The organism is Halopseudomonas pachastrellae (assembly GCF_900114765.1).
Lineage (GTDB): Bacteria > Pseudomonadota > Gammaproteobacteria > Pseudomonadales > Pseudomonadaceae > Halopseudomonas > Halopseudomonas pachastrellae.
In genome coordinates this window covers 46203-72865 of the sequence record NZ_FOUD01000001.1, presented here as the reverse complement: position 1 = coordinate 72865, position 26663 = coordinate 46203, and the positions used below count along the sequence as shown (strand labels likewise).

25 protein-coding genes are annotated in these 26663 nt (G+C 63.2%); 9 read left to right on the top strand and 16 right to left on the bottom strand.

Annotated elements, in window-relative coordinates; genetic code table 11:
- Positions 1 to 4 precede the first annotated feature (4 nt).
- Positions 5 to 1039 (top strand): 2,3,4,5-tetrahydropyridine-2,6-dicarboxylate N-succinyltransferase, encoded by a 1035-nt coding sequence (gene dapD / locus BM116_RS00325; RefSeq protein WP_083728344.1) that lies wholly within the window; start codon positions 5 to 7, stop codon positions 1037 to 1039.
- Between the two features lie 252 nt (positions 1040 to 1291).
- Here dapD and tcdA read toward each other — a convergent pair whose 3' ends face one another.
- The gene (gene tcdA, locus BM116_RS00320; protein WP_083727249.1) at positions 1292 to 2068 is read right to left on the bottom strand and encodes a tRNA cyclic N6-threonylcarbamoyladenosine(37) synthase TcdA; all 777 of its coding nucleotides are present in this window, start codon (positions 2066 to 2068) and stop codon (positions 1292 to 1294) included.
- 210 nt (positions 2069 to 2278) lie between these two features.
- Here tcdA and rlmF point away from each other — a divergent pair, with 210 nt between their 5' ends.
- The 6 genes from rlmF (at position 2279) to trxC (ending at position 6637) form a co-directional block, all read left to right on the top strand.
- Positions 2279 to 3235 carry a 23S rRNA (adenine(1618)-N(6))-methyltransferase RlmF gene (rlmF, locus tag BM116_RS00315; protein WP_083727251.1) on the top strand — a complete coding sequence of 319 codons (957 nt, stop codon included), beginning with the start codon at positions 2279 to 2281 and terminating at the stop codon, positions 3233 to 3235.
- Positions 3236 to 3366: 131 nt separating this feature from the next.
- Positions 3367 to 4503: a succinyl-diaminopimelate desuccinylase gene (dapE, locus tag BM116_RS00310; protein WP_083727253.1), complete on the top strand. Its 1137-nt coding sequence runs from the start codon at positions 3367 to 3369 to the stop codon at positions 4501 to 4503.
- Complete coding sequence (locus tag BM116_RS00305; protein WP_083727255.1) at positions 4503 to 5306, top strand: putative RNA methyltransferase; 804 nt, start codon at positions 4503 to 4505, stop codon at positions 5304 to 5306. Before dapE ends, BM116_RS00305 begins: the two co-directional genes overlap by 1 nt.
- Positions 5307 to 5332: 26 nt before the next feature.
- Positions 5333 to 5710: a hypothetical protein gene (locus BM116_RS00300; RefSeq protein ID WP_083727257.1), complete on the top strand. Its 378-nt coding sequence runs from the start codon at positions 5333 to 5335 to the stop codon at positions 5708 to 5710.
- Positions 5711 to 5715: 5 nt separating this feature from the next.
- Positions 5716 to 6177, top strand: coding sequence for an ion channel (locus BM116_RS00295; RefSeq protein WP_083727259.1), 462 nt, complete (start codon positions 5716 to 5718; stop codon positions 6175 to 6177).
- Positions 6178 to 6211: 34 nt separating this feature from the next.
- Positions 6212 to 6637: a thioredoxin TrxC gene (gene trxC / locus BM116_RS00290; protein WP_083727261.1), complete on the top strand. Its 426-nt coding sequence runs from the start codon at positions 6212 to 6214 to the stop codon at positions 6635 to 6637.
- A 96-nt stretch (positions 6638 to 6733) separates the two neighbouring features.
- Here trxC and BM116_RS00285 read toward each other — a convergent pair whose 3' ends face one another.
- From BM116_RS00285 to BM116_RS00265, 5 genes are all read right to left on the bottom strand, one after another.
- The gene (locus BM116_RS00285; RefSeq protein ID WP_065336063.1) at positions 6734 to 6943 is read right to left on the bottom strand and encodes a cold-shock protein; all 210 of its coding nucleotides are present in this window, start codon (positions 6941 to 6943) and stop codon (positions 6734 to 6736) included.
- A gap of 148 nt (positions 6944 to 7091) precedes the next feature.
- A complete protein-coding gene (locus tag BM116_RS00280; RefSeq protein ID WP_083727263.1) occupies positions 7092 to 8060 on the bottom strand; it encodes a DUF4340 domain-containing protein in 969 nt (322 codons plus the stop codon).
- A gap of 10 nt (positions 8061 to 8070) precedes the next feature.
- Complete coding sequence (locus BM116_RS00275; RefSeq protein WP_083727265.1) at positions 8071 to 9912, bottom strand: GldG family protein; 1842 nt, start codon at positions 9910 to 9912, stop codon at positions 8071 to 8073.
- 16 nt (positions 9913 to 9928) lie between these two features.
- Complete coding sequence (locus BM116_RS00270; protein WP_083727267.1) at positions 9929 to 10663, bottom strand: ABC transporter permease subunit; 735 nt, start codon at positions 10661 to 10663, stop codon at positions 9929 to 9931.
- Positions 10660 to 11589, bottom strand: coding sequence for an ABC transporter ATP-binding protein (locus BM116_RS00265; RefSeq protein WP_083727268.1), 930 nt, complete (start codon positions 11587 to 11589; stop codon positions 10660 to 10662). The genes BM116_RS00270 and BM116_RS00265 overlap by 4 nt, the downstream gene beginning before the upstream one ends.
- Before the next feature lie 306 nt (positions 11590 to 11895).
- Between BM116_RS00265 and plsB the strand changes: the two genes are divergently transcribed.
- Positions 11896 to 14373, top strand: coding sequence for a glycerol-3-phosphate 1-O-acyltransferase PlsB (plsB, locus tag BM116_RS00260; protein WP_083727270.1), 2478 nt, complete (start codon positions 11896 to 11898; stop codon positions 14371 to 14373).
- Positions 14374 to 14401: 28 nt separating this feature from the next.
- Here the strand turns inward: plsB and BM116_RS00255 are convergent, their stop codons facing one another.
- From BM116_RS00255 to ppc, 6 genes are all read right to left on the bottom strand, one after another.
- Positions 14402 to 15190: a class I SAM-dependent methyltransferase gene (locus BM116_RS00255; protein WP_083727272.1), complete on the bottom strand. Its 789-nt coding sequence runs from the start codon at positions 15188 to 15190 to the stop codon at positions 14402 to 14404.
- Positions 15191 to 15206: 16 nt separating this feature from the next.
- The gene (locus BM116_RS00250) at positions 15207 to 16094 is read right to left on the bottom strand and encodes a DUF72 domain-containing protein (protein WP_235846657.1); all 888 of its coding nucleotides are present in this window, start codon (positions 16092 to 16094) and stop codon (positions 15207 to 15209) included.
- 4 nt (positions 16095 to 16098) lie between these two features.
- Positions 16099 to 16413, bottom strand: coding sequence for a hypothetical protein (locus BM116_RS18595; protein ID WP_139056973.1), 315 nt, complete (start codon positions 16411 to 16413; stop codon positions 16099 to 16101).
- 30 nt (positions 16414 to 16443) lie between these two features.
- On the bottom strand, positions 16444 to 17118 hold the full coding sequence (tsaB, locus tag BM116_RS00245) for a tRNA (adenosine(37)-N6)-threonylcarbamoyltransferase complex dimerization subunit type 1 TsaB (RefSeq protein WP_083727274.1): 675 nt from the start codon (positions 17116 to 17118) through the stop codon (positions 16444 to 16446).
- Positions 17119 to 17214: 96 nt separating this feature from the next.
- Entirely contained in the window at positions 17215 to 17862 is a 648-nt protein-coding gene (gene adk, locus BM116_RS00240; protein WP_083727276.1) for an adenylate kinase, read from the bottom strand.
- A 213-nt stretch (positions 17863 to 18075) separates the two neighbouring features.
- A complete protein-coding gene (ppc, locus tag BM116_RS00235) occupies positions 18076 to 20715 on the bottom strand; it encodes a phosphoenolpyruvate carboxylase (RefSeq protein WP_083727277.1) in 2640 nt (879 codons plus the stop codon).
- A gap of 143 nt (positions 20716 to 20858) precedes the next feature.
- Here ppc and BM116_RS00230 point away from each other — a divergent pair, with 143 nt between their 5' ends.
- Positions 20859 to 21203: a pilin assembly protein gene (locus BM116_RS00230; protein WP_083727279.1), complete on the top strand. Its 345-nt coding sequence runs from the start codon at positions 20859 to 20861 to the stop codon at positions 21201 to 21203.
- Between the two features lie 31 nt (positions 21204 to 21234).
- On the opposite strand, the gene mazG is transcribed toward BM116_RS00230, so the two are convergent.
- Genes mazG through cysM form a run of 4 tightly spaced genes read right to left on the bottom strand, consistent with a single transcriptional unit; the run spans position 21235 to position 26567 of the window.
- Positions 21235 to 22053 carry a nucleoside triphosphate pyrophosphohydrolase gene (mazG, locus tag BM116_RS00225; protein ID WP_083727281.1) on the bottom strand — a complete coding sequence of 273 codons (819 nt, stop codon included), beginning with the start codon at positions 22051 to 22053 and terminating at the stop codon, positions 21235 to 21237.
- Entirely contained in the window at positions 22050 to 24299 is a 2250-nt protein-coding gene (gene relA / locus BM116_RS00220; protein WP_083727283.1) for a GTP diphosphokinase, read from the bottom strand. The genes mazG and relA overlap by 4 nt, the downstream gene beginning before the upstream one ends.
- Positions 24300 to 24324: 25 nt before the next feature.
- Positions 24325 to 25668 carry a 23S rRNA (uracil(1939)-C(5))-methyltransferase RlmD gene (rlmD, locus tag BM116_RS00215; RefSeq protein ID WP_083727285.1) on the bottom strand — a complete coding sequence of 448 codons (1344 nt, stop codon included), beginning with the start codon at positions 25666 to 25668 and terminating at the stop codon, positions 24325 to 24327.
- Positions 25665 to 26567, bottom strand: coding sequence for a cysteine synthase CysM (gene cysM, locus BM116_RS00210; protein ID WP_083727287.1), 903 nt, complete (start codon positions 26565 to 26567; stop codon positions 25665 to 25667). Before cysM ends, rlmD begins: the two co-directional genes overlap by 4 nt.
- Positions 26568 to 26663 lie beyond the last annotated feature (96 nt).

Below are 26663 nucleotides of genomic sequence, written 5' to 3'. Positions count from 1 at the left end.
CCCCATGAGTGAATGTTTCAGTCTGGCCTTTGGCATCGGCACCCAGAACAGCGCAGGTGACTGGCTGGAGGTGTTCTATCCTCAGCCCCTGCTCAACCCCGGCAACGCCCTGATCGACGTGGTCAAGGCCGAGCTTGGCTACGCCGAAGGCAACCAGGCCATCAGCTTTGCCGCCAGCCAATGCGGCGCACTGAGCCAGGCACTGAACGCGGCCGGTTTCAGCGAGCAGGCCGCACTGGTCGCACAGATGGCCGACAGCGCCCGCCCGCTGGTTGCCACTGTGCTGGCCAGCGACGAGGCGCCCAGCTCCACGCCGGAAGCCTACCTCAAGCTGCACCTGCTCTCGCACCGTCTGGTCAAACCCCATGGCGTGGTACTGGCCGGCATCTTCCCGCTGCTGCCGAACGTTGCCTGGACCACCCAGGGCGCCATCGACATCAGCGAACTTCCGCAGCGCCAGATGGCTGCCCGCATGAAGGGTGATTCGCTGGTTGTGCACAGCATCGACAAGTTCCCGTCCATGACCGACTACGTCGTACCGGCCGGCATCCGCATCGCCGACACCGCCCGCGTACGCCTGGGTGCCTACGTTGGCGAAGGCACCACCGTCATGCACGAAGGCTTCATCAACTTCAACGCCGGTACCGCAGGCACCAGCATGGTTGAAGGCCGCATCTCGGCTGGCGTGTTTGTTGGCAAGGGTTCCGACCTTGGCGGCGGCTGCTCCACCATGGGTACCCTGTCCGGTGGCGGCAACATCGTCATCTCCGTTGGCGAAGGCTGCCTGATCGGCGCCAACGCTGGTATCGGTATCCCGCTGGGCGACCGCTGCACCGTTGAAGCCGGTCTGTACATCACCGCCGGCATCAAGGTCGCGCTGCTCGACGACGCCGACAACCTGGTCGAAATCGTCAAGGCCCGCGACCTGGCCAACCAGTCCGACCTGCTGTTCCGCCGCAACTCGCAGACTGGCGCCATCGAGTGTAAGACCAACAAGAGCGCGATTCAGCTGAACGATATGCTGCATGCCCACAACTAATCGCCTCCTGCGATCAGTTGTGGGAGCTGTAAGCGGCAAGCTATAAGCTGCAAGCAGCCCGCGAAGAGGCCCGTACCGGTGATCGGTTCGGGCCTTTTTTAGAGCTACAAGTCTCAAGCGGCAAGCTACAAGCCAAAAGCGCTCTGTGGTTTCAGGTTTACCCCGCCGCGCTTGCAGGTTATAGCGCTGATAACTCCCGTCACTCGAACTGCTTGTAGCTTGCCGCTTGAGGCTTGCAGCTCGCTTGCCGCGCTAGCGGAGCAAGCGCCCAACAGCCTGCGCCGCAGCCACCATACCGAAGGTGGCAGTGACCATGGTGACCGCGCCGAAGCCGCCGGAGCAATCCAGCCGCACGCCCTCGCCAATGAAGGATTTCTGCGTGCAGACGCTGCCGTCTGGCTTGGGATAACGCAGCTGCTCCTTGGAGTAGACACAGGGCACGCCGAAGCTGCGCTTGCTGTCGGCGCGGGGGAAGTTGTGGTCACGGCGCAGCAGTGAGCGCGCCTTGGCGGCCAGCGGGTCGTTAACGGTCTTCGAGAGATCCGCCACGGTGATCTGTGTCGGATCAATCTGCCCACCCGCCCCACCGGTGGTGATGACCGGAATCTTGCGGCGGCGGCACCAGGCAATCAACGCGACCTTGGCGTTAACGCTGTCGATGCAATCCACCACGCAGTTGATATCGTCCGTGATCAGCTCGGCCAGATTGTTCGGCGTAACAAAATCCATCACCGCACGCACCTCGCAGGTCGGGCTGATCGCCCGCAAACGCTCGGCCATCACTTCAACCTTGGGCTTGCCGACCTGACCATCCAGCGCGTGCAGCTGGCGATTGACGTTGCTGACGCAAACCTCGTCCATGTCGATCAGACTGATACGACCAATGCCGGTACGCGCCAGCGCTTCAGCCACCCAGCTGCCAACCCCACCGATACCCACCACCACCACGTGGCTGCAAGCCAGACGCGCGAGCGCCTCCGTGCCATACAAACGGCCAATTCCAGCAAAACGGGGGTCTTCGGTGATCATCTGCGGGCTCCTGAAAACAGCCGCACAGTATACCAGCGCCCTCCCGCGCTGCATTGCGCAAAAAACAGCCAGTTCTGCGCAGCCACCAGCGTTACTGGCATTGGCATGGATATCCTGCAGTTATCCACAGCTTCATCCCCAGCTTCTGTGAACAACGGGTGACAAGGCGGCATCGGCGTGGGATGCTCCCCGTCCAATTCAGGAGCCAACATGTCGCGCCGCCCATCCAAGCCACCAGCACTGCATCCGCGCAACCGTTATCAGGGCCGTTACGACTTCTCCCTGCTGGCCCGTAAGTGCCCGCCATTAAAGGCTTTTATCCGCGAGGGCAAGGATGGGCAGACAACCATCGACTTCACTGATCCGGCCGCCCTGCGCTGCCTGAACGGCGCCCTGCTGCAGCACTGGTATCAGATAACCGGCTGGCAGATCCCCGACGACGCTCTGTGTCCGCCGATCCCGGGGCGCGCCGACCTTATCCACCACCTGGCAGATCTGCTAGCCAGCAGCCACGACGGGGTTATCCCCAGCGGTGAACAGTTGCGTGGCCTGGATGTGGGCACCGGGGCCAACCTGATTTATCCACTGATCGGCAATGCCGAGTACGGCTGGCAATTTGTGGGCAGCGATATCGACGCCGAGGCGCTGGCTAACGCCGAGCAGATACTCACAGCCAACCCAAGGCTGCAGGGGCAAATTACGCTGCGACTGCAGAGCGACGCCAAAAGCATCTTCGACGGCATCATCGACACAGGTGAGCAGTTCGATTTCACCCTGTGCAATCCCCCCTTCTACGCCAGCGCCGGGCAAGCGCAGCAAGCCAATGAGCGCAAATGGCGCGGGCTTGACAAGACACCGAGCGGACGCAACTTCGGCGGTCGCGCCAATGAGTTGTACTGTGACGATGGCGAGGCCGGGTTCTTGCAGCGCATGGCCGCGCAGAGCAAGACCTTTGCACAGCAGGTGTTCTGGTTTACCAGTCTGGTCGCCAGCGCAGACAGCCTTAAAACGTTGCCCGAGCAACTGCGGGCCCTTGGCGCCACAGACGTGCGCGTTATCGACATGAGCCAGGGCAACAAGCGCAGCCGCCTGCTGGCGTGGACCTATCTAGACAAGAAGCAGCGCCGCGCATGGCGCCGGGCGCGCTGGCCCGCCACGCGAATCTGAACAACCGCTGCAGATCTTGCCCACCGACCGGGACTGCACAGCCCTCACTTGCAACCACCCTGATCAGACGGGAAGAGCGCCGCATGACTCTGGTATGATGGCGCCTTCCTCTGCCCAGACGAACCGGAACCATGACTGAGCTATCCCCTACCTTGCAGCTGGCCTGCGACCTCATCTCCCGCAACTCCACCACCCCTGAAGACGCCGGCTGTCAGCAGTTAATGGGCGAGCGTCTGTCGGCGGTTGGCTTTGAACTGGAGTCGCTGCGCTTTGGCGAGGTCGACAACCTGTGGGCGCGCCGCGGTAGTGAAGGCCCGGTACTGTGCTTTGCCGGTCACACTGACGTAGTACCGACTGGTCCGGTCGAGCAATGGCAAACCAACCCCTTCATCCCGCAGATCGTTAACGGCATGCTGCACGGGCGCGGCGCGGCCGACATGAAAGGTAGCCTGGCAGCCATGGTGGTAGCGGTTGAGCGCTTTGTTGCCGCGCACCCGGAGCACAAGGGCTCCATCGCTTTTCTGATCACCAGTGACGAAGAAGGCCCGGCGACCGAGGGCACCGTCAAGGTAGTGGAGACGCTGGTGGAGCGTGGTGAAAAGGTCGACTGGTGCATCGTCGGCGAGCCCTCCAGCACCGAGCTGGTAGGCGATATCGTCAAGAACGGCCGCCGCGGCTCGCTCAACGCCCGCCTGGTCATTCGCGGTAAGCAGGGCCATGTGGCTTATCCGCATCTGGCGCGCAACCCGATTCATCTGGCCGCCCCGGCGCTGGCCGCACTGGCTGCCGAAGTCTGGGACGAAGGTAACGCCTTCTTCCCGCCGACCAGCTTCCAGATCTCCAACATCCACTCCGGTACCGGTGCCACCAACGTGGTGCCGGGCGAGCTGGAAGCACTGATCAATTTCCGCTTCTCGACAGAATCCACTGTGGAAGGCCTGCAACAGCGCGTGCGCGACCTGCTGGACAGCCACGGCCTGGAATACGAACTGCACTGGACCGTTTCCGGCCTGCCCTTCCTGACCGAGCCAGGCGCCCTGCTCGACGGCGTCTCGGCAGCGATCAAACAGGTCACCGGTCGCGACACGCAACCGTCCACCTCCGGCGGTACCTCAGATGGTCGTTTTATCGCCACCATGGGTACGCAAGTCGTTGAACTGGGCCCGGTCAACGCGACCATCCACCAGGTCAACGAGTGCATCAAGGCCGATGACCTGAACCTCTTGACCGATATTTATCAGGCCACGCTGGAACGGTTGCTGACCTGATGCTGCAACTGATCTGCCCCCATTGCCACGCCCCGCTGAGCAACGTAGACCGCCAGTGGAGCTGCCCTGCAGGCCACAGTTACGATCAGGCCCGTCAGGGCTACCTGAATCTGCTACTGGTGCAATTCAAGAACAGCAAGCAGCCGGGCGACACGCCGCAAATGCTGGCCTGTCGTCAGGCGTTTCTCGATGCGGGGCACTACCAGCCGGTCAGCGACGCGATCAACCAGCTGTTCGCCGAGACCAGCCCGCAAACGCTGCTCGACATGGGCTGTGGTGAGGGTTATTACATCGAGCGTCTGGCCAGCGCGCTGCCCGACACCGCCATCGGCGGCTTCGATATCAGCAAAGACGCCATCATCAAAGCCTGTCGGCGCAGCCGCAGCATCCGCTGGATGGTGGCCTCCAGCGCTCGCCTGCCGGTTGCCGACCAGAGCCTGGACGCAGCTCTCAGCGTGTTCAGCCCCTGGTCTGCCGACGAGTGCCTGCGCACCGTCAAACCCGGCGGCCGCGTACTCATTGTCGGCCCGCACGGCGACCACCTGCTGGCGCTGCGCGAGCGGCTCTACGACCAGATCCACCCAACGCCCGCGCTGATCAAGTCATTGCCTGATGGCCTGCGCATCGCCTCCGAACAGACCCTGCGCTATCCTCTGCAACTGACAGGCGAAGATATGGGCAATCTGATCGGCATGACGCCGCACGGCGTGCGCAGCCGCCCTGAGCGCCAGCAGGCCATCGCAGAGCAAGGCATCGACGGGCTGGAAGTGGCCATGCAGATGATCATGCTGGAACGTTGCTGACAACAAAAACACGCCGAGGAATAACCGTGCGCCAACCCGATATCGAGATCTACCTGCGCGATGACCACGTCAACGATCTGCTGGACTGGCTGCACCAGGCCATGGGGCCGCTGACGCTGGACGAGCCCAAGGGCTTGACCCAACACGGCGCCCTGCGCGGCGATCAGACCATTCCGCTGATGGTCGTGCGCAAGGCCGCCGGCAAGTGGGCCAGTATCTGGTTTGACAGCGATGCGACCCCCTGGGAAAGCGACCGCGACTGCGCACGCGCGGTGCACGCGGCCATCGGCCACGAAGTGCGTTGTTCGGTGGGCGGCTGGGAAGAAGCCGATGGTGAGGCCGACGCCGACCGCTGGCTGAAGGTCAACGCCGAAGGCGAAGCCGAATTCAACTGGGCGCAGTAAGGCGCATGTTGCCCGACATAGACAGCTTTCACTGGATCACCGTCGGCGTCAGTTGCCTGATTGTCGCCATCGCGGTGATATTGCATTACGAGGTGCTGTCGCGGCTGCACCGCTTCCTCGATACCACCCGCATGGGCGATCGCCCGCGCATTCTCACCCTGATTTTTGTGCTGCTGTTTACGCATATCGCCGAGATCTGGCTGTTCGGTCTAGGCGCTCTTTACCTGCTGCAAACGCCGGAGCTGGGCGGCATTGCAGGCATGCAGAACATCACCCTGTTCGATACCGTCTACCTGTCTGCCACCACCTACACCACGCTCGGCTACGGTGACCTGACGCCAACCGGCAATATTCGTTTTCTGTACGGCACCGAATCACTGACCGGGCTGGTACTGGTGACCTGGTCTGCCTCGCTGACGTTTATCGAGCTGCAGCGCCAATGGCAAGGCATGCGGCGCAAGCCCTGAAACGCTGCCCCCTGAAACACTGACGAGAGACCTCATGCTGATTTGCTGCCCACACTGCCTGCACAAAAACCGCCTGGAGGCTAACCGCCTGACCGCCAACCCGGTCTGCGGCGCCTGCAAACAACCCCTGTTCAACGGGCAGCCAAGCGCGGTTGATGCCGCCGGGTTTGCCCGCCATGCCAGCGCAGACCTGCCGCTGGTCATCGATTTCTGGGCCAGTTGGTGCGGCCCCTGCCAGCAATTTGCGCCCACCTTCAGCCAGAGCTGCGCCGCCACCGAACCGCGGGCGCGCTTTTTAAAAGTGGATACAGAAGCAGCCCCGGAACTGGCCGCTCGCTTTGCCATCCGCAGCATTCCGACGCTGCTGATCGTTCAGCATGGCAAGGAGCTGGCACGGGTCAACGGTGCCCTGCCAGCCGGCGAATTCGCCCGCTGGCTGCAACAGCACCTGCCTGGCTGAGAAAACAGCGCAGGACTCTAGAAAAGAAGCGCAAGCAAGCCCCAGCCAACACGCAGGCTGGCCGGACAGGACACGGGGCTGACTTGGCAGTCGTGTCTAGAGCTTGGTCACGTCTTCGGCTTGCAGGCCCTTCTGGCCCTGGGTCACGGTAAATTCAACCTTTTGACCCTCTACCAACGTGCGGTGCCCGTCACCGCGAATGGCGCGGAAGTGCACAAACACATCCGGTCCGGATTCGCGCTGGATAAACCCAAAGCCCTTGGCATCGTTGAACCACTTGACGGACCCCTGCTCACGCTCAGCCATTCCTACATTCCTCACAACACCGATCTGATCCGTTGCCGCCGCGCAGCAACACGTACACACCCCGCCTGTTGGCAGGGTATTGTTGGAGTCTAGTAGAAGATACAGGGGCCGCAAGCGACCACCGAGCAGTGGCCGCCGCAACGGCGAGTTACTGCTGGGCGGGCGCTTCTACGGCCTGCAGATCGGCCTGACGCAGGGCCATGCGATCATGCTGGGCGACGCCCAGCTGGAAGGCCCAGCGCGCGTCATCATAGACCTTGAGCGGCTGTTCCTCACTCTGGGTCAGCGCATCGATGGTCAGCCAGTAGGCGCCATCGACTTCATACATCGACGCCTTGAGCTGGGCACCTGACCAGCTGTCGAGCTGCATCTGCAAGCTTGCTTGCGGCAAGGTCAACGTACTGCGCAGCGCCACGTTCTGCGCCCGCAGGTCGGCCAGTGCCAGCACCATGGAGTTCAGCTCGCGCTCATGTCCGGCACCCTCGGCCTCAGCCAATCTGAAGTTGTAATCACCTTCACTGGCCTTATCCAGCTGCAGGGATTCGCCATCGGCGTATTGCCAGTGGGCGCGAGCCACCTGTTCCAGCGGAATCTGACTGACTTGCAGGTCCAGCCAATCCTGCGCATTGACCGACATGTTCAGGGCCCGGTTGATCAACCAGACCTGATCTTCGCCGTCCATGCGCACCAGTTGATCGCTGCCCACGGGGTTACCGAACAGCACGCCGTATTGGCTTTGATCCGCTGCCACGCTAACGCGCAGGGCGGCATCACTGGCCAGCCCCAGACGGGCGTGGTACTCGGGGTTGCTGGTCTTGGCCTCCAGCACGCGAGCCTCACGCAGCGCCAGCAGCAGCGCAGCCAGGCGTTCGCGCTGCAGCGGATACTGGTCACGGTTGGCAACCGTCCAGTCGCTACCCTCACGCTGCAGCACGACTTGCTGCTCGCCGCGTGCCAGGGTGAGCTGGTCAACATCGGCCAGAGCAGCCTGCTGAGCCTCATCCAGCAGCGGACGACTTTCAAGGTCCGCAACCCGGTCACTGTCGCGCACCTGCAGCGCCACCGCCACCATGGCGATGGCGACCAGCAGCAGGGCGATAAGAATGATCTTGCGCATGACTATCTCCTCACCCCTTGCGACGCGCGCGACCCAGCAACCACCAGAGCAGCACAGCCAGCGTCAGCAGCAGCGGCATCAGCATGGTGTTGAGCAGCTTGAGCTGGGTACCCAGGGCATCGATGTCGGCATTCAGCTGGAAGCGCACATCGCGCAGCTGCTTGCGAATCGCCACCTTCTCATCCAGGAAGGACTGAATGGTCTCGCGCTGCTCGGCGGTCAGTTCGCTCAGCTGGGTCGGATCCTGGCGCTGCTGCAGCTGTGCAAGTTTCTGGTCGGTTTCGGCCAAGCGTTCCTGCAAGCGCTGCTCGCTGGCGCGGAAGCGGCTTTCTGCCTTGCGCTGCAACTCCTCGACAACGGTGAACGGGCGGCTGAAATCGCCACGCGAACGCACGCTGATCAGGGCATCGGAGCCGGACAGGTTGTCCAGCGCGTTGACCAGCAGGCCGCCGTTGTCTGCCCAGGGCTGGGAGATGCGCTGGCCGAACAGATCCTGCACCTGCACCCACATGCGATCAGTCAGCATGTCGGTATCGGCCACCAGCACCACGTTGATGTTGTCAGCCTGCTTGAGGCCGGGTTCGCGCCCTTCCATGCCATTGGGGAAGGCGGAAGCAGCAGGCCCGCTCAGACGCGCCGCCAAGGTGTAAACCTCGGCGTCGGGGGCAAAGCCCTGCAGCAGCTCTTCCGGGTCCTGCAGCTTGGTAAAGCGCTCGCTGGGCACCAGTGCGCTGTCAGCGGTGCTTTGCAGCAGCGGGGTGAATTCGGTCTGGCTACCCTCGACCGGCACCAGCGCGCCGCCGGTGGCCACGGTCAGCAGCTGCAGCGGTGCGGTGATGGTGTCTTCGCGATTGATCTGCGCGGGCTCAACCTCGAGCCAGCCGATGTGGCGCGCCGGACGCTGGCCCTGACCACGGCCAACGGCCATGCCCTGACGCGCATCCACCACCACCCGCTCCGGGTTATAGGCAACGCCCCAGGCCTGTAGCAGCGGGCCCAGATCCGACGCCTTGCCGTCAGCCATGCCTTCGATCATCGCTTCCATGCCCTGATCGGCCTCGGCGAACGGGTCAACAAAGGCCAGCAGCTTGCCGCCACGCAGGACGAACTGATCGACCGCGTAGAGCGCAGCCTCGCTGAGCGCTTTGGGGTGAATCAGCAGCAGGACCTGAATATCCTCGGGAATGGCGTCCACATCCTCGGCCAGGGTTTTGACTTCAAACACCTGACGCATCTGCTCCAGCGCGACCCAAGGGGCCTGTGGCTGCTGCGAGTAGGGATTCATGCCACCGTCTACCGGCAAGCCGCTGATCAGGCCGACCTGCGGCTTGTCGGGCTTGGCCAGCGTGCTGACCAGACGGCTCAGCTCGTACTCGAGCATGTTCTCCTGCTCGAGTGCGAAGAACGGGATGATCTCGCGCTGGGCCAGCTCGTTGGTGCCGGCCAGACCAAAGTACAGCGAATCACCGCTCTCGCTCAGCGGAATGGCCTGCAGGCCAAACTCGGCTGCGCGATCCTCCGCTTCGGAGAAGGGTTCAGGGTCGATAATGTGCAGGCGGATCATGCCGTCGGCGCGGCGCTCGTACTCCTTGAGCATTTCCGCCACGCGGCGCTGGTAGTTGCGCAGCACCACCAGATCCTTGCTGGCGCCCTCGGAGAAGAAGAAATACAGATCAATCGGCTCTTCCAGCTCTTGCAGAATCTCCCGGGTACCGTCCGACAGGGTGTACAGCTTCTGTTCGGTCAGATCCAGGCGGGCACCGGGCAGCAACACCCCGGTGGCCATGTTGAAGGCAAAGAAGGCCAGCAGCAGTACCAGCAGGCCGGCACCAGAATACATAATACGTTTCATCTCAAGCTCCTTTGCCTCAATCGGCCTTTTTCAGGTCGATGACAATCGCCGTGGCAAACAGCCAGACGGCCATCAGCGAGAAGAAATACAGCAAGTCACGCAGATCCAGCACGCCCTTGCTGATGGCATCGAAGCGAATCAGGAAGCTGAATGAGGCAATGGTGTCCAGCACCCACTGGGGAGCCCAGCCGCTAAACAGATTCTGCACCATGGACACGCCGCTGACGATAAAGACGAAGCAGGCGACCACGCTGACAATAAAGGCAATCACCTGGTTCTTGGTCAGCGCCGACATGCACGAGCCAATCGCCAGATAACCACCCGCCAGCAGCCAGCTGCCGATGTACCCGGTGATGATCGCGCCGTTGTCCGGGTTACCGAGATAGTTGACCGTCAGCACCATCGGGAAGGTCAGCAACAGGGCAATGCCCACGAATACCCAGGCGGCGAGAAACTTGCCCAGTACCATGGCGCCGCGGGACACCGGCAGGGTCATCAGCAACTCGATAGTGCCGGACTTGCGCTCCTCTGCCCACAGGCGCATGGCAACTGCAGGGATCAGGAACAGATACAGCCAGGGATGGAAGTTGAAGAAGGCATTCAGATCGGCTTGACCGGCCTCGTAGAAGGCGCCCAAATAAAAGGTAAAGACCGAGGCCAGCACCAGAAAGATCACGATGAAGATGTAAGCCAGCGGCGTTGCAAAGTAGCCGCCCAGCTCACGCTTGAAGATCACACCCAGATTGTTCATGCCGCCTCCCCGGAGGTCAGGGTACGGAAAACCTCATCCAGGCGACCGCGTTCCACCGACAACTCATTGACCTGCCACTGCTGTTCACGGGCCACCTGCCCTACCGCCGGGAAGATCACCTCGCCCGGTTTGGCGAGCACGGTCAGCAGCTGACCGTCACGCTGCGACTCAACCGCCAGCACGCCCGGCAGGCTCTCCAGCGGCGCGGTGGACACCGCCTGCCCCAGCGACAAAGTGACCGCCTGGTGATAGCGCGAGCGCGCCTCCAGCTCATCCGGCGTGCCATCGGCCAGCAGACGCCCGCGACCGATGATCACGGCGCGCGAGCAAACCGCGCTGACTTCTTCCAGGATATGGGTGGAGACCACCACCATCTTGTTGCTGCCTTCAGCCAGTTGCTGAATCAGACGGCGGACGTGGTGCTTCTGGTTTGGGTCCAGACCGTCGGTTGGCTCATCCAGAATCAATACCTGAGGATCGTGCAGGATGGCCTGGGCCAGACCAACACGGCGTTTGAAGCCCTTGGACAAGGTCTCGATGCGCTGGCCGAGTACGCCCTGCAGCTCAACCTGCTCGACCGCCCGATCCACGTGACGCTTGCGCTCGGCACCACGCAGGCCACGCACATCGGCAATAAATTCAAGAAAGCCCCTGACGCGCATGTCGCCATAGCAAGGCGCCCCTTCGGGCAGATAGCCCATCTTCTGCTGGGCTTGCAGGGTCTGGCGCTGAATATCAAAGCCGCAGACCGAGGCAGAACCGCCATCGGGTGTCAGAAAGCCCGTCAGCATTTTCATGGTGGTGGATTTGCCGGCCCCGTTGGGCCCGAGAAAACCGAGCACTTCGCCCGGCTTGACGTCAAACGACAGATTGTCGACGGCGGTGTGATCGCCGAAGCGTTTGGTCAGGCTGTTTATGCTTATCATGCCTTTTATTGTTCCCCCAGAATGGTCATTCGTGCGCTCCCCGGCATCCAGCGGTTACCTCGCAAACATCCATGCCGGACTACGACAGCCCAAGCGTGAGCTGGTTCACAGTCGGCGGATAAATGCCCGGCCAGTCGGCCGAGGCGGTCGCGCACGAGCCAGTGACTATATGAATCCCACCCCTGCATTTCAAGGGCCGTAAACAGCTGGCGACGCCCGTGCCCGGCGAACGCCGGAGCTGCTAGAATCCACAGCATTCTTCGCGTCGCGCCTTTGGCCGGCATCACTGCCCAGTTCGAGAGTCCCATGTCCACTTCCTATGCTTCCCTGTTTGGTCGATTGCGCTTTGGTCTGGCCCGCAGACTGCTGTATCTCTGGGCGCGTTCCAGCCGCATTGGTGACAGCAACGAGGAGCTGGCAATCGACCCGCAGCAGCCCGTCATCTATGTATTGCCCTACCGCTCGCTGACAGACCTGATCGTGGCCGATCGCGAATGCGTGCGGGCTGGCCTACCGCGCCCGGTACGGGCACCTTTGCCGCCGCTGGATGAGCGTGACGCTTTTATTTTTCTCAGTCGCGAGCGCTCCTGGGTCGGGCGACCCGATCCGCGTGGCCAGTCGCCGCGGCTGGGTAAGGTGCTGGAGCACCCCGACAGCGTGCAGCTGATCCCTATCACAGTGTTCTGGGGACAGTCACCAGACAGCGAGTCATCGGCCATCAAGTTGCTGTTTGCCTGGAACTGGGTGGGCGGGCGCCTGCGCAAGCTGCTGGCGATCATGCTGCATGGGCGCAAGGTGCGCGTGCACTTTGGCCCACGGGTCGCATTGCCGGAGCTTATTCCACCAGCCCTTGATCCCGAGCGTCGCCTACGTCGCGTCAACCGCGTGCTGCGTGTGCACTTCCGCCAGCAGCGCGCCGCAGTGGTCGGGCCGGAGCTGGTGCACAGACGTACCCTGCTCAAGGGCTTGCTGCACGCCCCGCTGGTGCGCGCCGCCATTGCACGTGAGGCCAGCGAAAAAGGCATCGACGAGAGCAAGGCCCAGGCCATTGCCGCGCGGTACGCTAATGAGATTGCCTCGGACTTCACCTACACCATCATTCGTTTCCTTGAGGTAGTGCTCAGCTGGTTCTGGAACAAACTGTATGACGGCATACGGGTCAACAACCTCAAGCGCATCCAGGACATCGCCCGCGGCAACGAAATCATCTACGTGCCCTGCCACCGCAGCCATATCGACTACCTGCTGCTGTCCTACCTGCTGTTTCGCAACAGCATGACGCCCCCGCATATCGCTGCCGGCATCAACCTCAACATGCCGGTCATCGGCGGTATCCTGCGTCGCGGCGGGGCTTTTTTCATGCGCCGCAGCTTCAAGGGCAACCAGCTCTACACCGCTGTTTTCAACGAGTATCTGCACACCCTGTTCAGCCGCGGCTTTCCCGTCGAATACTTCATTGAGGGCGGCCGCTCACGAACCGGCCGCATGCTCAGCCCCAAGACCGGCATGCTGGCGATCACCCTGCGCAGCTTCCTGCGCTCCTCGCGTCGCCCTATCGTGTTCGTGCCGGTCTATATCGGTTATGAGCGGGTGCTCGAAGGTCGCACCTACCTGGGCGAGCTGCGCGGGCAGGCAAAGAAAAAAGAGTCAGTGTTTGACCTGTTTCGGGTGCTTTCGGCGCTCAAGCTGCGCTTTGGCCAGGTCGCGGTCAACTTTGGCGAGCCGCTGGCGCTGGCCGACTTCCTCGACCGCGAACAGCCGGGCTGGCGACAGCAGACACTGGCCCCCGACTACCGTCCAAGCTGGCTGAACGAAACCACCAATACCCTGGCACGCGAGCTGACCAGCGGCATCAGCGCCGCCGCCGACGTCAACCCGGTCAACCTGGTCGCCCTAGTGATGCTGTCCACCGCCCGCCTGGCGCTGGACGAAACATCTCTGGCACGGGCACTGGACCGCTACAAGGCGCTACTGGAAACAGTCCCCTACAGCCCGGGCGTGACCCTGACGAATCTCGACGGCCAGGCGATGATCGAACACGTCGAGGCGATGCAGATGATTGGGCGCCAGTCCGATGCCCTGGGCGAAATCATGCGCCTGGACGAGCCCCAGGCGGTATTGATGACCTACTACCGCAACAATGTGCTGCACCTGGTGGTGCTGCCGGCGTTGATCGCCTGCCTGTTCCAGAACAACCCGCGCATCAAGCGCGACCAGATAGAGCGGCTGGTCATGGGCATCTATCCGTATCTGCAGGGCGAGTTGTTCCTGCAGTGGCGTGAAGACGAGCTGCCAGCGGTTATCCAGCAGTGGATCGACAGTCTGGTCGAGCAGCAGTTGCTGCGCGAGGCCGACGGGCAGATTCACCGCCCGGACCTGAGTTCGGCCGAGTTTGTCATGCTCAGCCTGCTGTCACGCAGCATCATCCAGATTCTGGAGCGTTTCTACATGGCTTCGGCACTGCTGCTGAACTACCCCAACGGCAGCCAGACCGCCGAACAGCTGGAAGCACGCTGTACCATCATGGCGCAGCGCCTGTCGATTCTGCATGGCCTGAACGCGCCGGAGTTCTTCGATAAGACACTGTTCCGCCAATTCATCCAGCGACTGACCGATGAGCAGGTACTGCGAGCTGACGATGAGGGTCGTCTGCACTATGCCGCCGGGCTGGAAGACATTGCCGAAAACACCGCCAAGCGGGTGCTCAGCGCCGAGGTGCGCCTGTCAATTCGGCAGGTGGCGCGCAGCGCAGAAGCGGCGGACAGCCCGGCTACAGCCCAATAGTCCTGGACTCCCCCGGAACCGTCGGCATTCAGTCCAGCTTCTTCTTGCCGTAGATATCGTAGCGGCTGGACTGGCCGGCCAGCTCGGCGCTGGGCCGCTGGCCGGCAATCGCCGGTGCCTTGCGCGGGCGCTTGACCGCCACCCGGTGACTGGCCAGCTGCAGCGCCGCCGCCAGCAGCTCGGGCGCGTCATCGTCATCACCGGCCAGCGGCCGGAACAGGCGCATCTCTTTTTTCACCAACGCGGACTTGTCCCGGTGCGGAAACATCGGGTCCAGGTGAATGACCTGGGGCGTTGGCAATTGCCAGTCGCCCATGGCGGCAATCGCATCGCAGTGCAGCAACTGCATGCGCGCGGCGATCTCAGCCACTTCACCACCAGCGGCCCGGGCTCTTTGCAAGCCGTCTTCCAGCAGCGCCGCTATCACTGGCTTGCGCTCCAGCAGCGTCACTTCGCAGCCCAGCGCGGCGATCACAAAGGCGTCGCGTCCCAGACCTGCGGTGGCATCCAGCACGCTGGGCCTGACGCTACCGCGAATACCCACCGCCCGCGCGACCATCTGCCCCGCCCCGCCGCCAAACTGGCGACGATGCGCCAGCGCGCCGCCAACAAAGTCCACCCGGACCGCACCCGGTGCGCCGGCTTCAGTGCTGCGCAGGGCCAGCCCGGCCGCACCCAGCTCAAGCAGCAGCGCCACATCAGCTGCCGATTCGGCCAGCACCGGCAGTTGCAGGCGTTCGGCCAGCGCCTCGGCGCTGGCTTGCCATTGCGGGTCGGACCAGGTGACGGCCAGTGACAGGGGGGCGTGTTCGCTCATGGATATTCCTGTGGCATCAAAACAGACCCGCCTGCTGCGGCGTCTGCGCAGCCTCGCGCTCGCCGGGCCACGCCGGCATGGGCACCAGCGCCGGCACCCGCTCACGCAGGGCATGATAAAAGTCTCGGGCCAGTTGGGGCGCCATCTGGTTATCCGGGGTGTGCATGAACAGCATCGGTTGATAGCCAGCCTGCAACCACTGGGCGCACTTGTCGAGCCAGGGCGCCAGCGCCTGCCAATTGGCGTCCCGATCCATGCCGCCGATAAAGCGCACGCTGGGCCGCTGCGACAGGGCGATGGCATGCACCGGCAAACGCGGCTTGCGCTGCTTGGCTTCTAGCGTTGAGGCGTCGGTAGCGGTGCTGGCGAACAGCGCACGGCTGTCAAAGCTGATGCGCTCGACACCACGCCCGTGCAGCAGGCGGTTGAGTTGCCGTTCAGCGTCGTCCTTGCGGAAGAACCCGGGATGACGCACTTCAACCGCATACTGATAGTCGGCGGGCAGGCCAGCCAGAAAGTCAGCCAGCATGCCCAGCGCATCAGGCGCTACACGCTCGGGCAACTGCAGCCAGATCGGCCCCAGGCGTTGCTCCAGCGGCGCCATGCGGCTGAAGAATTCCTTCAGTGCCGGATGACTGGCGTCCAGACGCCCGCCATGGCTGACCTCACGGGGTAGCTTGGCGCAGAAGTGGAAGTCCTCACTCAGCAGCTCAGCCCAACGGGCAACCCGCGCAGCACTGGGCAGGGAGTAAAAGGTGGTATTGCCCTCGACCGCGCCAAACACACGGCTGTACTGCGCCAGTCGCGCATCGGCGTCGCTGCCACGGGTGTACAGCTGACCACCCCAGGCGGGCTCAGACCACAATGGGCAGCCGGTGATAAAACGCAGGGGTAACGCTGTCACAACATCAGGCGTAGACGTCGATGCCGGCCAGGGTATCGACCGCCGAGTCGGCAGCCATGTTGGCCGTATTCTGGTAACTGGCCAGCGCCTGGTTGGCCCGACCATAAACCGGCTCATAGGACTCACGGCGCGCGGGGATATATTCGGCAGTGGGTGCCGACGAGGGGACCACCTGCGCTGACGGCAGACGATTGGCGGCAACCCCGGCCTGCTCGTTGCCCGGCACAGACGCAGGCGCGCTGTTGCCAGAGGTATTGGCAACCGCTCGACTGCTGCGCTCGGGCAGCGATGAATAAGGATTAAAACCGTCCAGACGCACCGAATGTACTCCTCAGACAATGGCGCCAGCTTACGCCTGCCCCTTGGGCGTGGCAACTTTGTCGCGCAGGTAGACCGGCTGCGCATCGGCCGCGTCAACCACCTCACCGGCCTGCCAGCGGGGCAAGGCCAGGGTGATCAAATCGCTGGCATCGGGCAGCATCTGCGGCCAGCTCTGCGTTGCGGTCACCGCCAGACGCTCGGCATACTGCCAACCGGTACCGGCACCGGCCACGCTGCCAACACCCGCCGGCAGGCTGACCGCTTCGGGCGCACACACCCGCTCATCATCCAGCAACTGCATAACGCCGTCCTGCAGGCCGTAGAGACCCCAATAGACTTCATCCATGCGTGCATCAATGGCGGCGGCCACGGTCTCTGCACCGTGCTCGCGCCAGGCCCGCTGAGCCAGCGCCGCCAGGTTGGATACCGCGACCACCGGCTTGTCGGCGGCAAACGCCAGCCCCTGCACCATGCCGGTGGCAATGCGCACGCCGGTAAAGGCGCCGGGGCCACGACCAAATACCAGAGCGTCAACATCCTGCAGGCGCAGCTGACGCTCGCCAAGCAGCTCCTCGATCATCGGCAGCAGGCGCTGGGCATGCTGACGCGGAATCACTTCGCTGCGCGCGGTGACGCTGCCGTCGTGCAGCAAGGCGGCAGAACAGCACTCGGTGGCGGTATCCAGAGCAAGCAGTGTGGTCATGGTCGGATTCTGAATTCAGGGGGCGGGCATTGTACAAAAATGCAAAGACCCGTGCGACCGAAGTCAGCACGGGTCTGTTGGTCCAGCGAGACGGACTCAGTCCAGCGCGCTGATAACCTTGGCAGTGATCTCCTCTACGCTGCCGATACCTTCAACCTTGGCGCACTTGGGCGTGCCCTTGGCTGCAGACAGGCCCTGGTAAAACTCGACCAGCGGCTTGGTCTGGGTGTGGTAGACCTGCAGGCGCTTGCGTACGGTCTCTTCCTTGTCGTCATCACGCTGGATCAGGTCTTCACCGGTAACGTCGTCCTTGCCAGCCACCTTCGGCGGGTTGTGATCAACGTGGTAAACGCGGCCGGAACCCGGGTGCACGCGGCGACCGGACAGGCGGGCGACGATTTCTTCGTCGGCAACGGCGATTTCCAGCACGCGGTCGATGTCGATGCCGGCTTCAACCAGCGCTTCAGCCTGCGGGATGGTGCGCGGGAAACCGTCGAACAGGAAACCCTTGGCGCAATCGTCCTGGGTGATGCGCTCTTTGATCAGACCGATGATCAGATCGTCGGAGACCAGGCCGCCAGTATCCATGACTTCCTTGACCTGCTTGCCAAGCTCGGTGCCGGCCTTGACCGCTGCGCGCAGCATGTCGCCGGTGGAGATTTGCGGAATGCCGAAGCGCTCGCAGATGAACTGGGCCTGTGTACCCTTGCCTGCCCCTGGGGCGCCCAACAGGATAACTCGCATGATGTACTCCTCGTCTAACTGAAACCGGGCATTGAGCGGTCCTCAACCAGCGACCTGCCAGGCACTCGCGGCGAGCGCGAATGCTGAAAATACGGTGCGTCCAGAGCGTGCTGGCTCGCAAAGGGCGTCCAACATACACGCCCACGCGGCCATGCACAAGACGGACCATTGTCGCAGGCAAACACGCCTCGCGGAGACTTGACGACCGGCCGGTCAGCCGGTGTTGCGCATACCCGCCGCGATGCCAGCCATCGTCACCATCAGCGCCCTTTCCAGGTCGGGATCAACGCTCTCGCCCTGGGCGCGGGTACGCTTCATCAACTCGGCCTGTAGCACATGCAGCGGGTCGGTGTAGGGGTTGCGCACCGCTACCGACTCGCCCAATGCCGGGTTATGCGCCAGCAGGGTCTCGCTGTCACGCAGCTGCAGCACCACAGCCGTGGCCTGCGCCAGCGCCGCACGCAGGCGTTCACCCAAGGGCCACAGATCCGCACTGGCCAGCCGCTGCTCATAAAAGCGGGCGATATCCACATCCGCCTTGGACAGCACCATCTCCAGCATCTCCACACGCGCCAGAAAGAAGGGCCATGCCTCCATCATCTGCCTGAGCTGGGCCTGTTTGCCGGCATCCAGCGCCTCGCGCAGGGCCTGCCCGGCGCCCAGCCAGGCCGGCAGCATGAGCCGCGTCTGGGTCCAGGCAAAGATCCAGGGGATAGCACGCAGGCTCTCGATCCCGCCTTGGCTGCGACGCTTGGCCGGCCTGCTACCCAGCGGCAGGCGGCCCAACTCCTGCTCAGGGGTGGCCTGACGGAAGTACTCGACAAACTGTGGCTCGCCGCGCACCACACCGCGGTACACCTCAACCGAGCGATCAGCCAATTGCTGCATCAGCTCACGCCAGGCCGGCTCGGGTGCTGGTGGCGGCAGCAGGCTGGCCTCCAGTACCGCGCTGGTATAAAGCAGCATGCTCTGCACGGCGATGCCGGGCAGGCCAAACTTGAAGCGAATCATCTCGCCCTGCTCGGTGACCCGCAGTTGACCGCGCACCGACCCCGGCGGCTGCGAGAGAATCGCCATATGCGCTGGCGCGCCACCGCGGCCGACGGTACCTCCGCGCCCGTGGAACAGGCGCAGGTGCACACCGTGCCCCTGGCATACACCCACCAGCGCTTCCTGCGCGCGGTACTGCGCCCAGCCTGCCGCCAGCGTGCCGGCGTCTTTGGCGGAGTCGGAATAGCCGATCATGACCTCCTGCTCGTCGCCCACCAGCGCGCGGTACTGCTCCAGCGACAGCAGGCGATCGATGGCATCGGCAGCATGATCCAGGTCACTCAGGGTCTCGAACAGCGGCGCCACACGCATCGGCCAGCTGACGCCGGTCTCTTTCAGCAGCAGCTTGACCGCCAGCACATCGGAGGGATGCGAGGCCATGGAAATCACGTAGGAGCCGAGCAGCTCCTGCGGCTGGCTGGCCACGACCCGACAGGTCGCCAGCACTTCCGCGACATCGGCCGATGGCTGCCAGTCCGGCGGCAGCAGCGGGCGACGGCTGTGCAGCTCGTCCAGCAGGAAGCGGCAACGGGCGTCTTCATCCCACTCTGCATAGTTGCCCAGCTGCAGGTACTCGGTCAGCTCGCTGAATACCTGCGCGTGGCGCGCCGCATCCTGGCGAATGTCCAGACGCACCAGCCCCAAACCAAAGGCGTTGACCCGGCGCAGGGTGTCGAGCAAGGGGCCATTGGCAATGCGCTTGAGGCCAAAGGCAAGCAACGACTGGTAGCACAGCTCCAGCGGCCCACGCAGGTCATCCAGCTCGCGCAGCACCTCGGCAGGCATCGCCACGTGAGCGGTCAGCGACTGTTCAGCCCAGTCGCGGGTCGCCTGCAGCCGGGTACGCAGCTGCTTGAGCACGGCCCGATACGGCTCATCGACGTTACCGGCTGCGGCCAGCAGCTCGTCGCTGGCCGCGTGCATGGACAGCTGGTTGGCCAGTGCCTCGATATCGCGCAGGTACAGGTCAGCCGCCATCCAGCGCCCCAGCAGCAGCACTTCGCGGGTGATGGGCGCGGTGACGTTAGGGTTGCCATCGCGGTCGCCCCCCATCCAGGAGGCGATGCGCACCGGTGCGGCGCGCAAATCCAGATGCTGGCCGGTGGCGCCATGTACATCGGCGTCCAGACGACGCAGAAACTGCGGCAACGCCTGCCACAGCGAGTGTTCGATCACGGCAAAGCCCCACTTGGCCTCATCGACCGGCGTGGGCCGGCTGCGGCGAATCTCATCGGTATGCCAGGCCTCGCTGATCAGGCGGGCCAGATCCTGACGGACCTCTTCGCGCTCGGTAGCGGTCAGATCGTCATGATCGCCACGCGCCAGCGCATCAGCGATGGCATCGTACTTCTGGATCAGCGTACGGCGGGTTACTTCGGTGGGGTGAGCGGTAAGCACCAGCTCGATATCCAGCCCATTCACTTGCTGGACGATGGCATCAGCGCTGAAATTCTCCGCCTTCAGGCGCTGCAGCAGCTCGTTGACGCAGCGCAACTCAAAGGCCTGGGGCTCGTCGGCCCGGCGCCGGCGGATACGGTGATGCTGCTCGGCAATATTGGCCAGGTTGAGAAACTGGTTGAACGCCCGACACACCGGCAACAGCTGGCTGTCAGGCAAGTCCTGCAGGGCGCCCAGCAGCGCTTCATTGGCCGCCTGATCGGCCTTGCGACCCTTTTTGGCGCCCAGGCGAATACGCTCGATGCGTTGCAGAAAGTCGTCCCCCAGATGGGCCTGAATGGTCTGCCCCAGCAGGGTACCGAGGTTATGGACGTCTTCACGCAAACGGGCATCAATATCGGTCATGACTCTGTCTCCAGGCAAACGGGACGCCCAGCATGCGATGCAACCTTGCCGCTGACAAGGGGTCTCAAGACCTGTACACCCCCGCATATGGTCTATGCTGGGGGTGTCGCCACGAGCGACAGAACGAAACAGAAGGGGGAACCATGAAGATCCGTGAACTCACCCAAGCCTGGGAAAGGACCGCCAAGGGCCGCGTAACCCGCGACAGCTATGCCGTACATCTGACCCTCGAAGATGCAGCCCGCCTCGAAGCGCTGCACGAGATGTATCCCAAACGCCAGATTGAAGACATCATCACCGACCTGCTGGGCGCCGCCCTTGAGGAGCTGGAAGCCAGCCTGCCTTACCGCGCCGGCAAAGAAGTGATTGCGGTAGATGAGATGGGCGACCCTCTGTACAAGGACGAAGGCCCCACCCCGCGCTATCTGGAGCTGAGCCGCAAGCACCTGCAGGAGCTGGTCGAGCGTCAGCAAGAAACCCAGCACTGAGCGAGTCATCAGGGCGCGGGATGCCGCGCCCTTACAGGCCTTGCTGCTTGGCCTTGTCCCACAGGGCGTCGAGTTCATCCAGGGCGCGCTCGGAAACGGTCGCGCCCTGCTCTCCTAACTGCGCTTCGATAAAGCGGAAACGCCGCTCGAATTTGGCATTGCCCTGACGCAAGGCGTTTTCGGCGTCTACGCCAAGGTGACGGGCCAGGTTGACCACGCAGAACAACAGGTCACCCATTTCCTCGGCGACGGCGGCGCTATCGCCCGCAGCCAGCGCCTCGCGTACTTCATCCAGCTCTTCGCTGATCTTGTCGACCACCGGGGCCGCGTCTGGCCAGTCAAAACCGGCGGACGACGCGCGCTTCTGCAGTTTTTGCGCGCGACTCAGCGCCGGCAATGCCCCCGGCACATCATCCAGCAACGACAGCTGCTCGGGCTGCGCGGCTTTCTCTGCCCGTTCCTCGGCCTTGATCTGCTCCCAACGGCGCTTGACCTGATCCGGCGCCAGAGTCTGACTGCCCGGCGGTGTGCGCAGGTTGCCATCGGGAAACACGTGCGGGTGGCGGCGCACCAGCTTGCGGGTGATGCCGTCCACCACCTCGGGCCAGCCAAAGCGGCTTTCCTCGCCCGCCAGCTGGGCGTAATAGACGACCTGAAACAGCAGATCACCCAACTCGCCACGCAGTTGCTCAAAGTCGCCCTGCTCGATGGCGTCTGCCACCTCGTAGGCCTCTTCCAGCGTGTGTGGCACGATGCTGGCGTAATCCTGCTGCAGATCCCAGGGGCACCCATGCTGCGGGTCACGCAGGCGCTGCATCAGATACAGGAGGTCGTCCAACTGGTAACTCATGCGCGGTTTTCCTGACGGTTGCGCCGCGCCTCGATCACGTTTGGCAGCTGACTGATGCGCGTGAGCAAACGGCTGAGCATGCCGAGATTGGGGATCTCGATGGTCAGCAGCATGGCCGCGTAATTGTCATCCTTGTTGGTCCGCGTACTGACCTCCAGTACGTTGATCTTCTCATTGGCCAGCAGTTGCGAGACATCGCGCAACAGACCGGAGCGGTCATAGGCCTTGATGTAGATCTCCACCGGGTAAGTCTGCACCGGCGCACCGCCCCAGCTGACCTCGATCAGGCGCTCAGAGTCGCGATCCTGCAGCTGCATGGCGTTGGCACAATCGGCGCGGTGTACGGTGACACCGCGACCCAGGGTGATGTAGCCGATGATCGGATCACCCGGCACCGGCTGACAGCAACCAGCCAGCTGCGTCATCAGGTTGCCGACGCCCTGGATGTAGACATCCCCTCGGCGGCCGACATTGCGACTGGGCTTTTTAGGGATGAGCTCCAGCTGCTCGCTGTGGCGATCAGGCTCGATGAGCTGCTGCGCCACATTGACCACGTGGGCCAGACGCAGGTCGCCAGAGCCTACTGCGACAAACAGGTCCTCCTGGCTCTTCAGGCCAAGGCGATCAATCAACTGGGCGTAGTCGGTACCGTTGAGTGCCATGCGGGTCAGTTCGCGCTCGACCATCAGCTTGCCGGCCTGGGCATTCTGCTCGCGCGCCTGCTCCTTGAACCAGTGCTGCACCTTGGCCCGAGCCCGGGACGTATTCAGGTAGCCGAGGTTGGGGTTGAGCCAGTCGCGGCTCGGGCCGCTCTGCTTGCCCGTGATGATCTCGACCTGTTCACCGGTCTGCAGCACGTAGTTCAGCGGCACAATACGCCCATTGACCTTGGCGCCCCGGCAGCTGTGACCAATTTCGGTATGCACGCGGTAGGCAAAGTCCAGCGGCGTAGCGCCCTTGGCCATATCCAGCACGTGACCGTCGGGGGTAAACAGGTAGATACGGTCGGGCTCAAAGTCGACCCGCAGCTGCTCGGCCAGACCGCCGATATCACCCATTTCCTCATGCCACTCAAGTACCTGACGCAGCCAGGCAATCTTGTCTTCGTAGGCATTGGAATTGCTGTCCAGGTCCGTGCCCTTGTAGCGCCAGTGCGCACAGACACCCAGTTCAGCCTCTTCGTGCATGCCCTGGGTACGGATCTGCACCTCGAGCACCTTGCCCTCGGGGCCGATTACTGCGGTGTGCAGCGAGCGGTAGCCATTTTCCTTCGGGTTGGCGACATAATCGTCAAACTCGTTGGGAATGTGACGCCACAGGCTGTGCACGACGCCAAGCGCCGTGTAGCAGTCGCGCACCTGCGGCACCAGAATCCGCACCGCGCGCACGTCATAGACCTGACTGAAATCGATGCCCTTGCGCTGCATCTTGCGCCAGATGGAATAGATATGTTTTGCCCGGCCAGTGATGTCGGCGTGGATGGACGCCTCCTCCAGCGACTCACGCAGCTGGGCCATCACCGCATCGATGTACTGCTGGCGATCGAGACGACGCTCGTCCAGAAGTTTGGCGATCTGCTTGTACTGGGTCGGCTCCAGGTAGCGGAAGGAGAGGTCTTCCAGCTCCCACTTGATGTGGCCGATGCCCAACCGGTGGGCCAGCGGCGCGTAGATATCGAACACCTCGCGAGCAACGCGATAACGCTTCTCCTCCGGCGCGTCCTTGACCGCCCGGATAGCGCAGGTGCGCTCGGCCAGCTTGATCAACGCGACGCGCACGTCATCCACCAGCGTGACCAGCATCTTGCGCAGATTCTCGACCTGCGCCTGCGGACTGAAGCTCGCGGTATTACCCGGGTTCTGCGACACGCTGATGGCGGCCATGCGTTGTACGCCATCCACCAGGTGGGTGACGGTCGGGCCAAAGCGGTGTTCCACCTCGGTCAGATCGGTCTTGCGCTCACGCACCGCACGATAAACCACCGCAGCAACCAGTGAGTCCTGATCCAGTTTGAGGTCGGCCAGGATCTCGGCCATCTCCAGGCCGGTGCGGTAACTGCTCGCACCGTCGGCCCAGATGTTCTCCGCATCAATCGCGGCCTGCTCCAGCTCCTGAGCCCACTCACATGCCTCATGCAGAATCTGCGGATCGACAAGCTGCGTGCGCTCTCCGATACGTGCGATCCAGGCGTCGATATTGACGCTGCCGTCCTGATTGGTCGGGTGTGCTGCTCTGACCTGTACCATCTTCTTGTCCTCGCCCGGCGGCGATCTATTGCCTCCGGAACAGTGCCATGGCCTCGACATGGGCGGTCTGGGGGAACATATCCATGATGCCCGCCCGAACCAGGGTGTAGCCCTTGCCTGCCAGAATGCCTGCATCGCGCGCCAGCGTTGCCGGGTTGCAGGAAATGTAAAGAATCCGCTCGACCGCCAGGGCGGCCAGATCGACTACCATTTGCCCGGCGCCGTCACGCGGCGGATCAAGCAACGCTGCCGTGTACTGTGGTGACCCCGGCGGCACTTCAAGGGGCTTCGACAAGTCGGCTGCCAAAAAGTGCACCTCATCGAGGTCGTTTTTCCGGGCATTGTCTGTGGCCCGGGCCACCATTTCCGCACTACCTTCGATCCCCGTCACCTTAGCCCCGGCACGCGCCAGCGCCAGGGCAAAGTTGCCGACACCGCAAAACAGATCCAGCACCGCCTCACCAGATGCCGGCGCTAACCAGTCCAGCGCCTGATTGACCATCGCCTGGTTCATTTGCGGATTGACCTGGGTAAAGTCTCCGGGCGCAAACCCCAGCTCCAGTTGCTGATCGGTCAGACGATAGGCCGGCTCAAGCGCACCATTCACCGCCAGCGCATTGGCCTCCTCGCCCTGCAGCCACAAACCCAGCTCACACTCGGCAGCAAAGGCCTGCAGGCGGTTGCTATCGGCTTCGCTCAAGGGCCTCAGGTGACGCAGCACCAGCGCCGGATGTTCGGCACCAATCAACTCAACGTGGCCCAGCGCGTCTGCGCCATCCAGGCTGCGCAGCAGCGCCGGCAGGCGGGTAAGCACATGCTCCAGCTCAGGCACCAGGACGGGGCATTGCTCGACATTGACCAGCTCACTGCTGGCACGCTGACGAAAGCCGACATCCAGTTCCCGGCGCCCGCGATCCCAGCGCAGCGCAACCCGCGTGCGCTGGCGGTAGCCGTAAGCAGGCCCTTCCAGCGCCGGCGCCCATTGCTGCGGTTCAACCTGGGCAAAGTGTTGCAATTGCTGCGCCAAGGCCTGCTGCTTGATCTCCAGCTGTTGTTCGCGCGCCATGTGTTGCAGGCTGCAACCACCGCACAAATCGGCGTGCACACAGCGCAGCGGCTGGCGCAGTTCACTAACTTGCTGCAGGCTTTCCAGCCGCGTCTCGATCAGCTTGCTGCGCGCCCGCAATACCCGTGCCTGCACCTGTTCGCCGGGCAGCCCGCCCTCAACAAAGACGGTGCGCCCACGCCAGCGGCCAATACCCCGACCGTCGTGGGTCAGGCGCTCCAGTTGCAGCTCGATACGCTGGCCGATGGCGGCCGGAGCATCAGCCGCCGGCGCCGCACGCGCACGTCCGCGCCCGCGTTTCATGCCGGTCCGTCGTAAACGCCGGTGGACAGGTAGCGGTCGCCGCGATCACAGATGATGGCAACAATCACCGCGTTTTCTACCTCCGCGCTCAGACGCAGCGCCGCTGCCACCGCACCGCCGGAAGAGACGCCGCAGAAGATGCCTTCTTCGCGGGCCAGCCGGCGCATGGTGACTTCGGCTTCCTGCTGGCCCATGTCGATCACCAGATCAACCCGGGTGTCATCAAAGATGGTGGGCAGATATTCCTTGGGCCAGCGGCGGATACCGGGAATGGCCGCGCCTTCGATCGGCTGCAGACCGACGATCTGAATGGCCGGGTTCTGTTCCTTGAGGTAGCGGGAGGTGCCCATGATGGTTCCCGTGGTGCCCATCGAGCTGACAAAGTGCGTCACCGTACCGCTGGTATCACGCCAGATCTCGGGGCCGGTGCCACGGTAGTGCGCCTCGGGGTTGTCCTGGTTGCCAAACTGATCAAGCACCTTGCCCCGCCCTTCGGCCTGCATGCGCAGGGCCAGGTCACGCGCGCCCTCCATACCCTGGGCCTGGGTCACTTCGATCAGCTCTGCGCCGTAGGCGGTCATCGCCGCCTTGCGCTCGGCGCTCATGTTGTCCGGCATGATCAGTACCATGCGATAGCCTTTAATGGCCGCAGCCATGGCCAGCGCGATGCCGGTATTGCCGGAGGTCGCCTCGATCAGCGTATCGCCGGGCTGGATATCGCCACGCGCCTCGGCACGCTCGATCATCGACAGCGCCGGGCGGTCCTTCACTGAACCGGCCGGATTATTGCCCTCCAGCTTGACCAGAATGGTGTTGCTGGTCTGGCCCGGCAGGCGCTGCAGCCTGACCAGAGGGGTGTTGCCGATGCAATCGGCGATGGTGGGGTAATGCTGCGTCATGGAGTCACCGTAGCGGCCTTGTCCGTCGCCAGGAGGGTCGGCAAGGCTGTGCTTTTTGCTCAAGCCGCCTATGATACCGACAACGACGTAATTTGG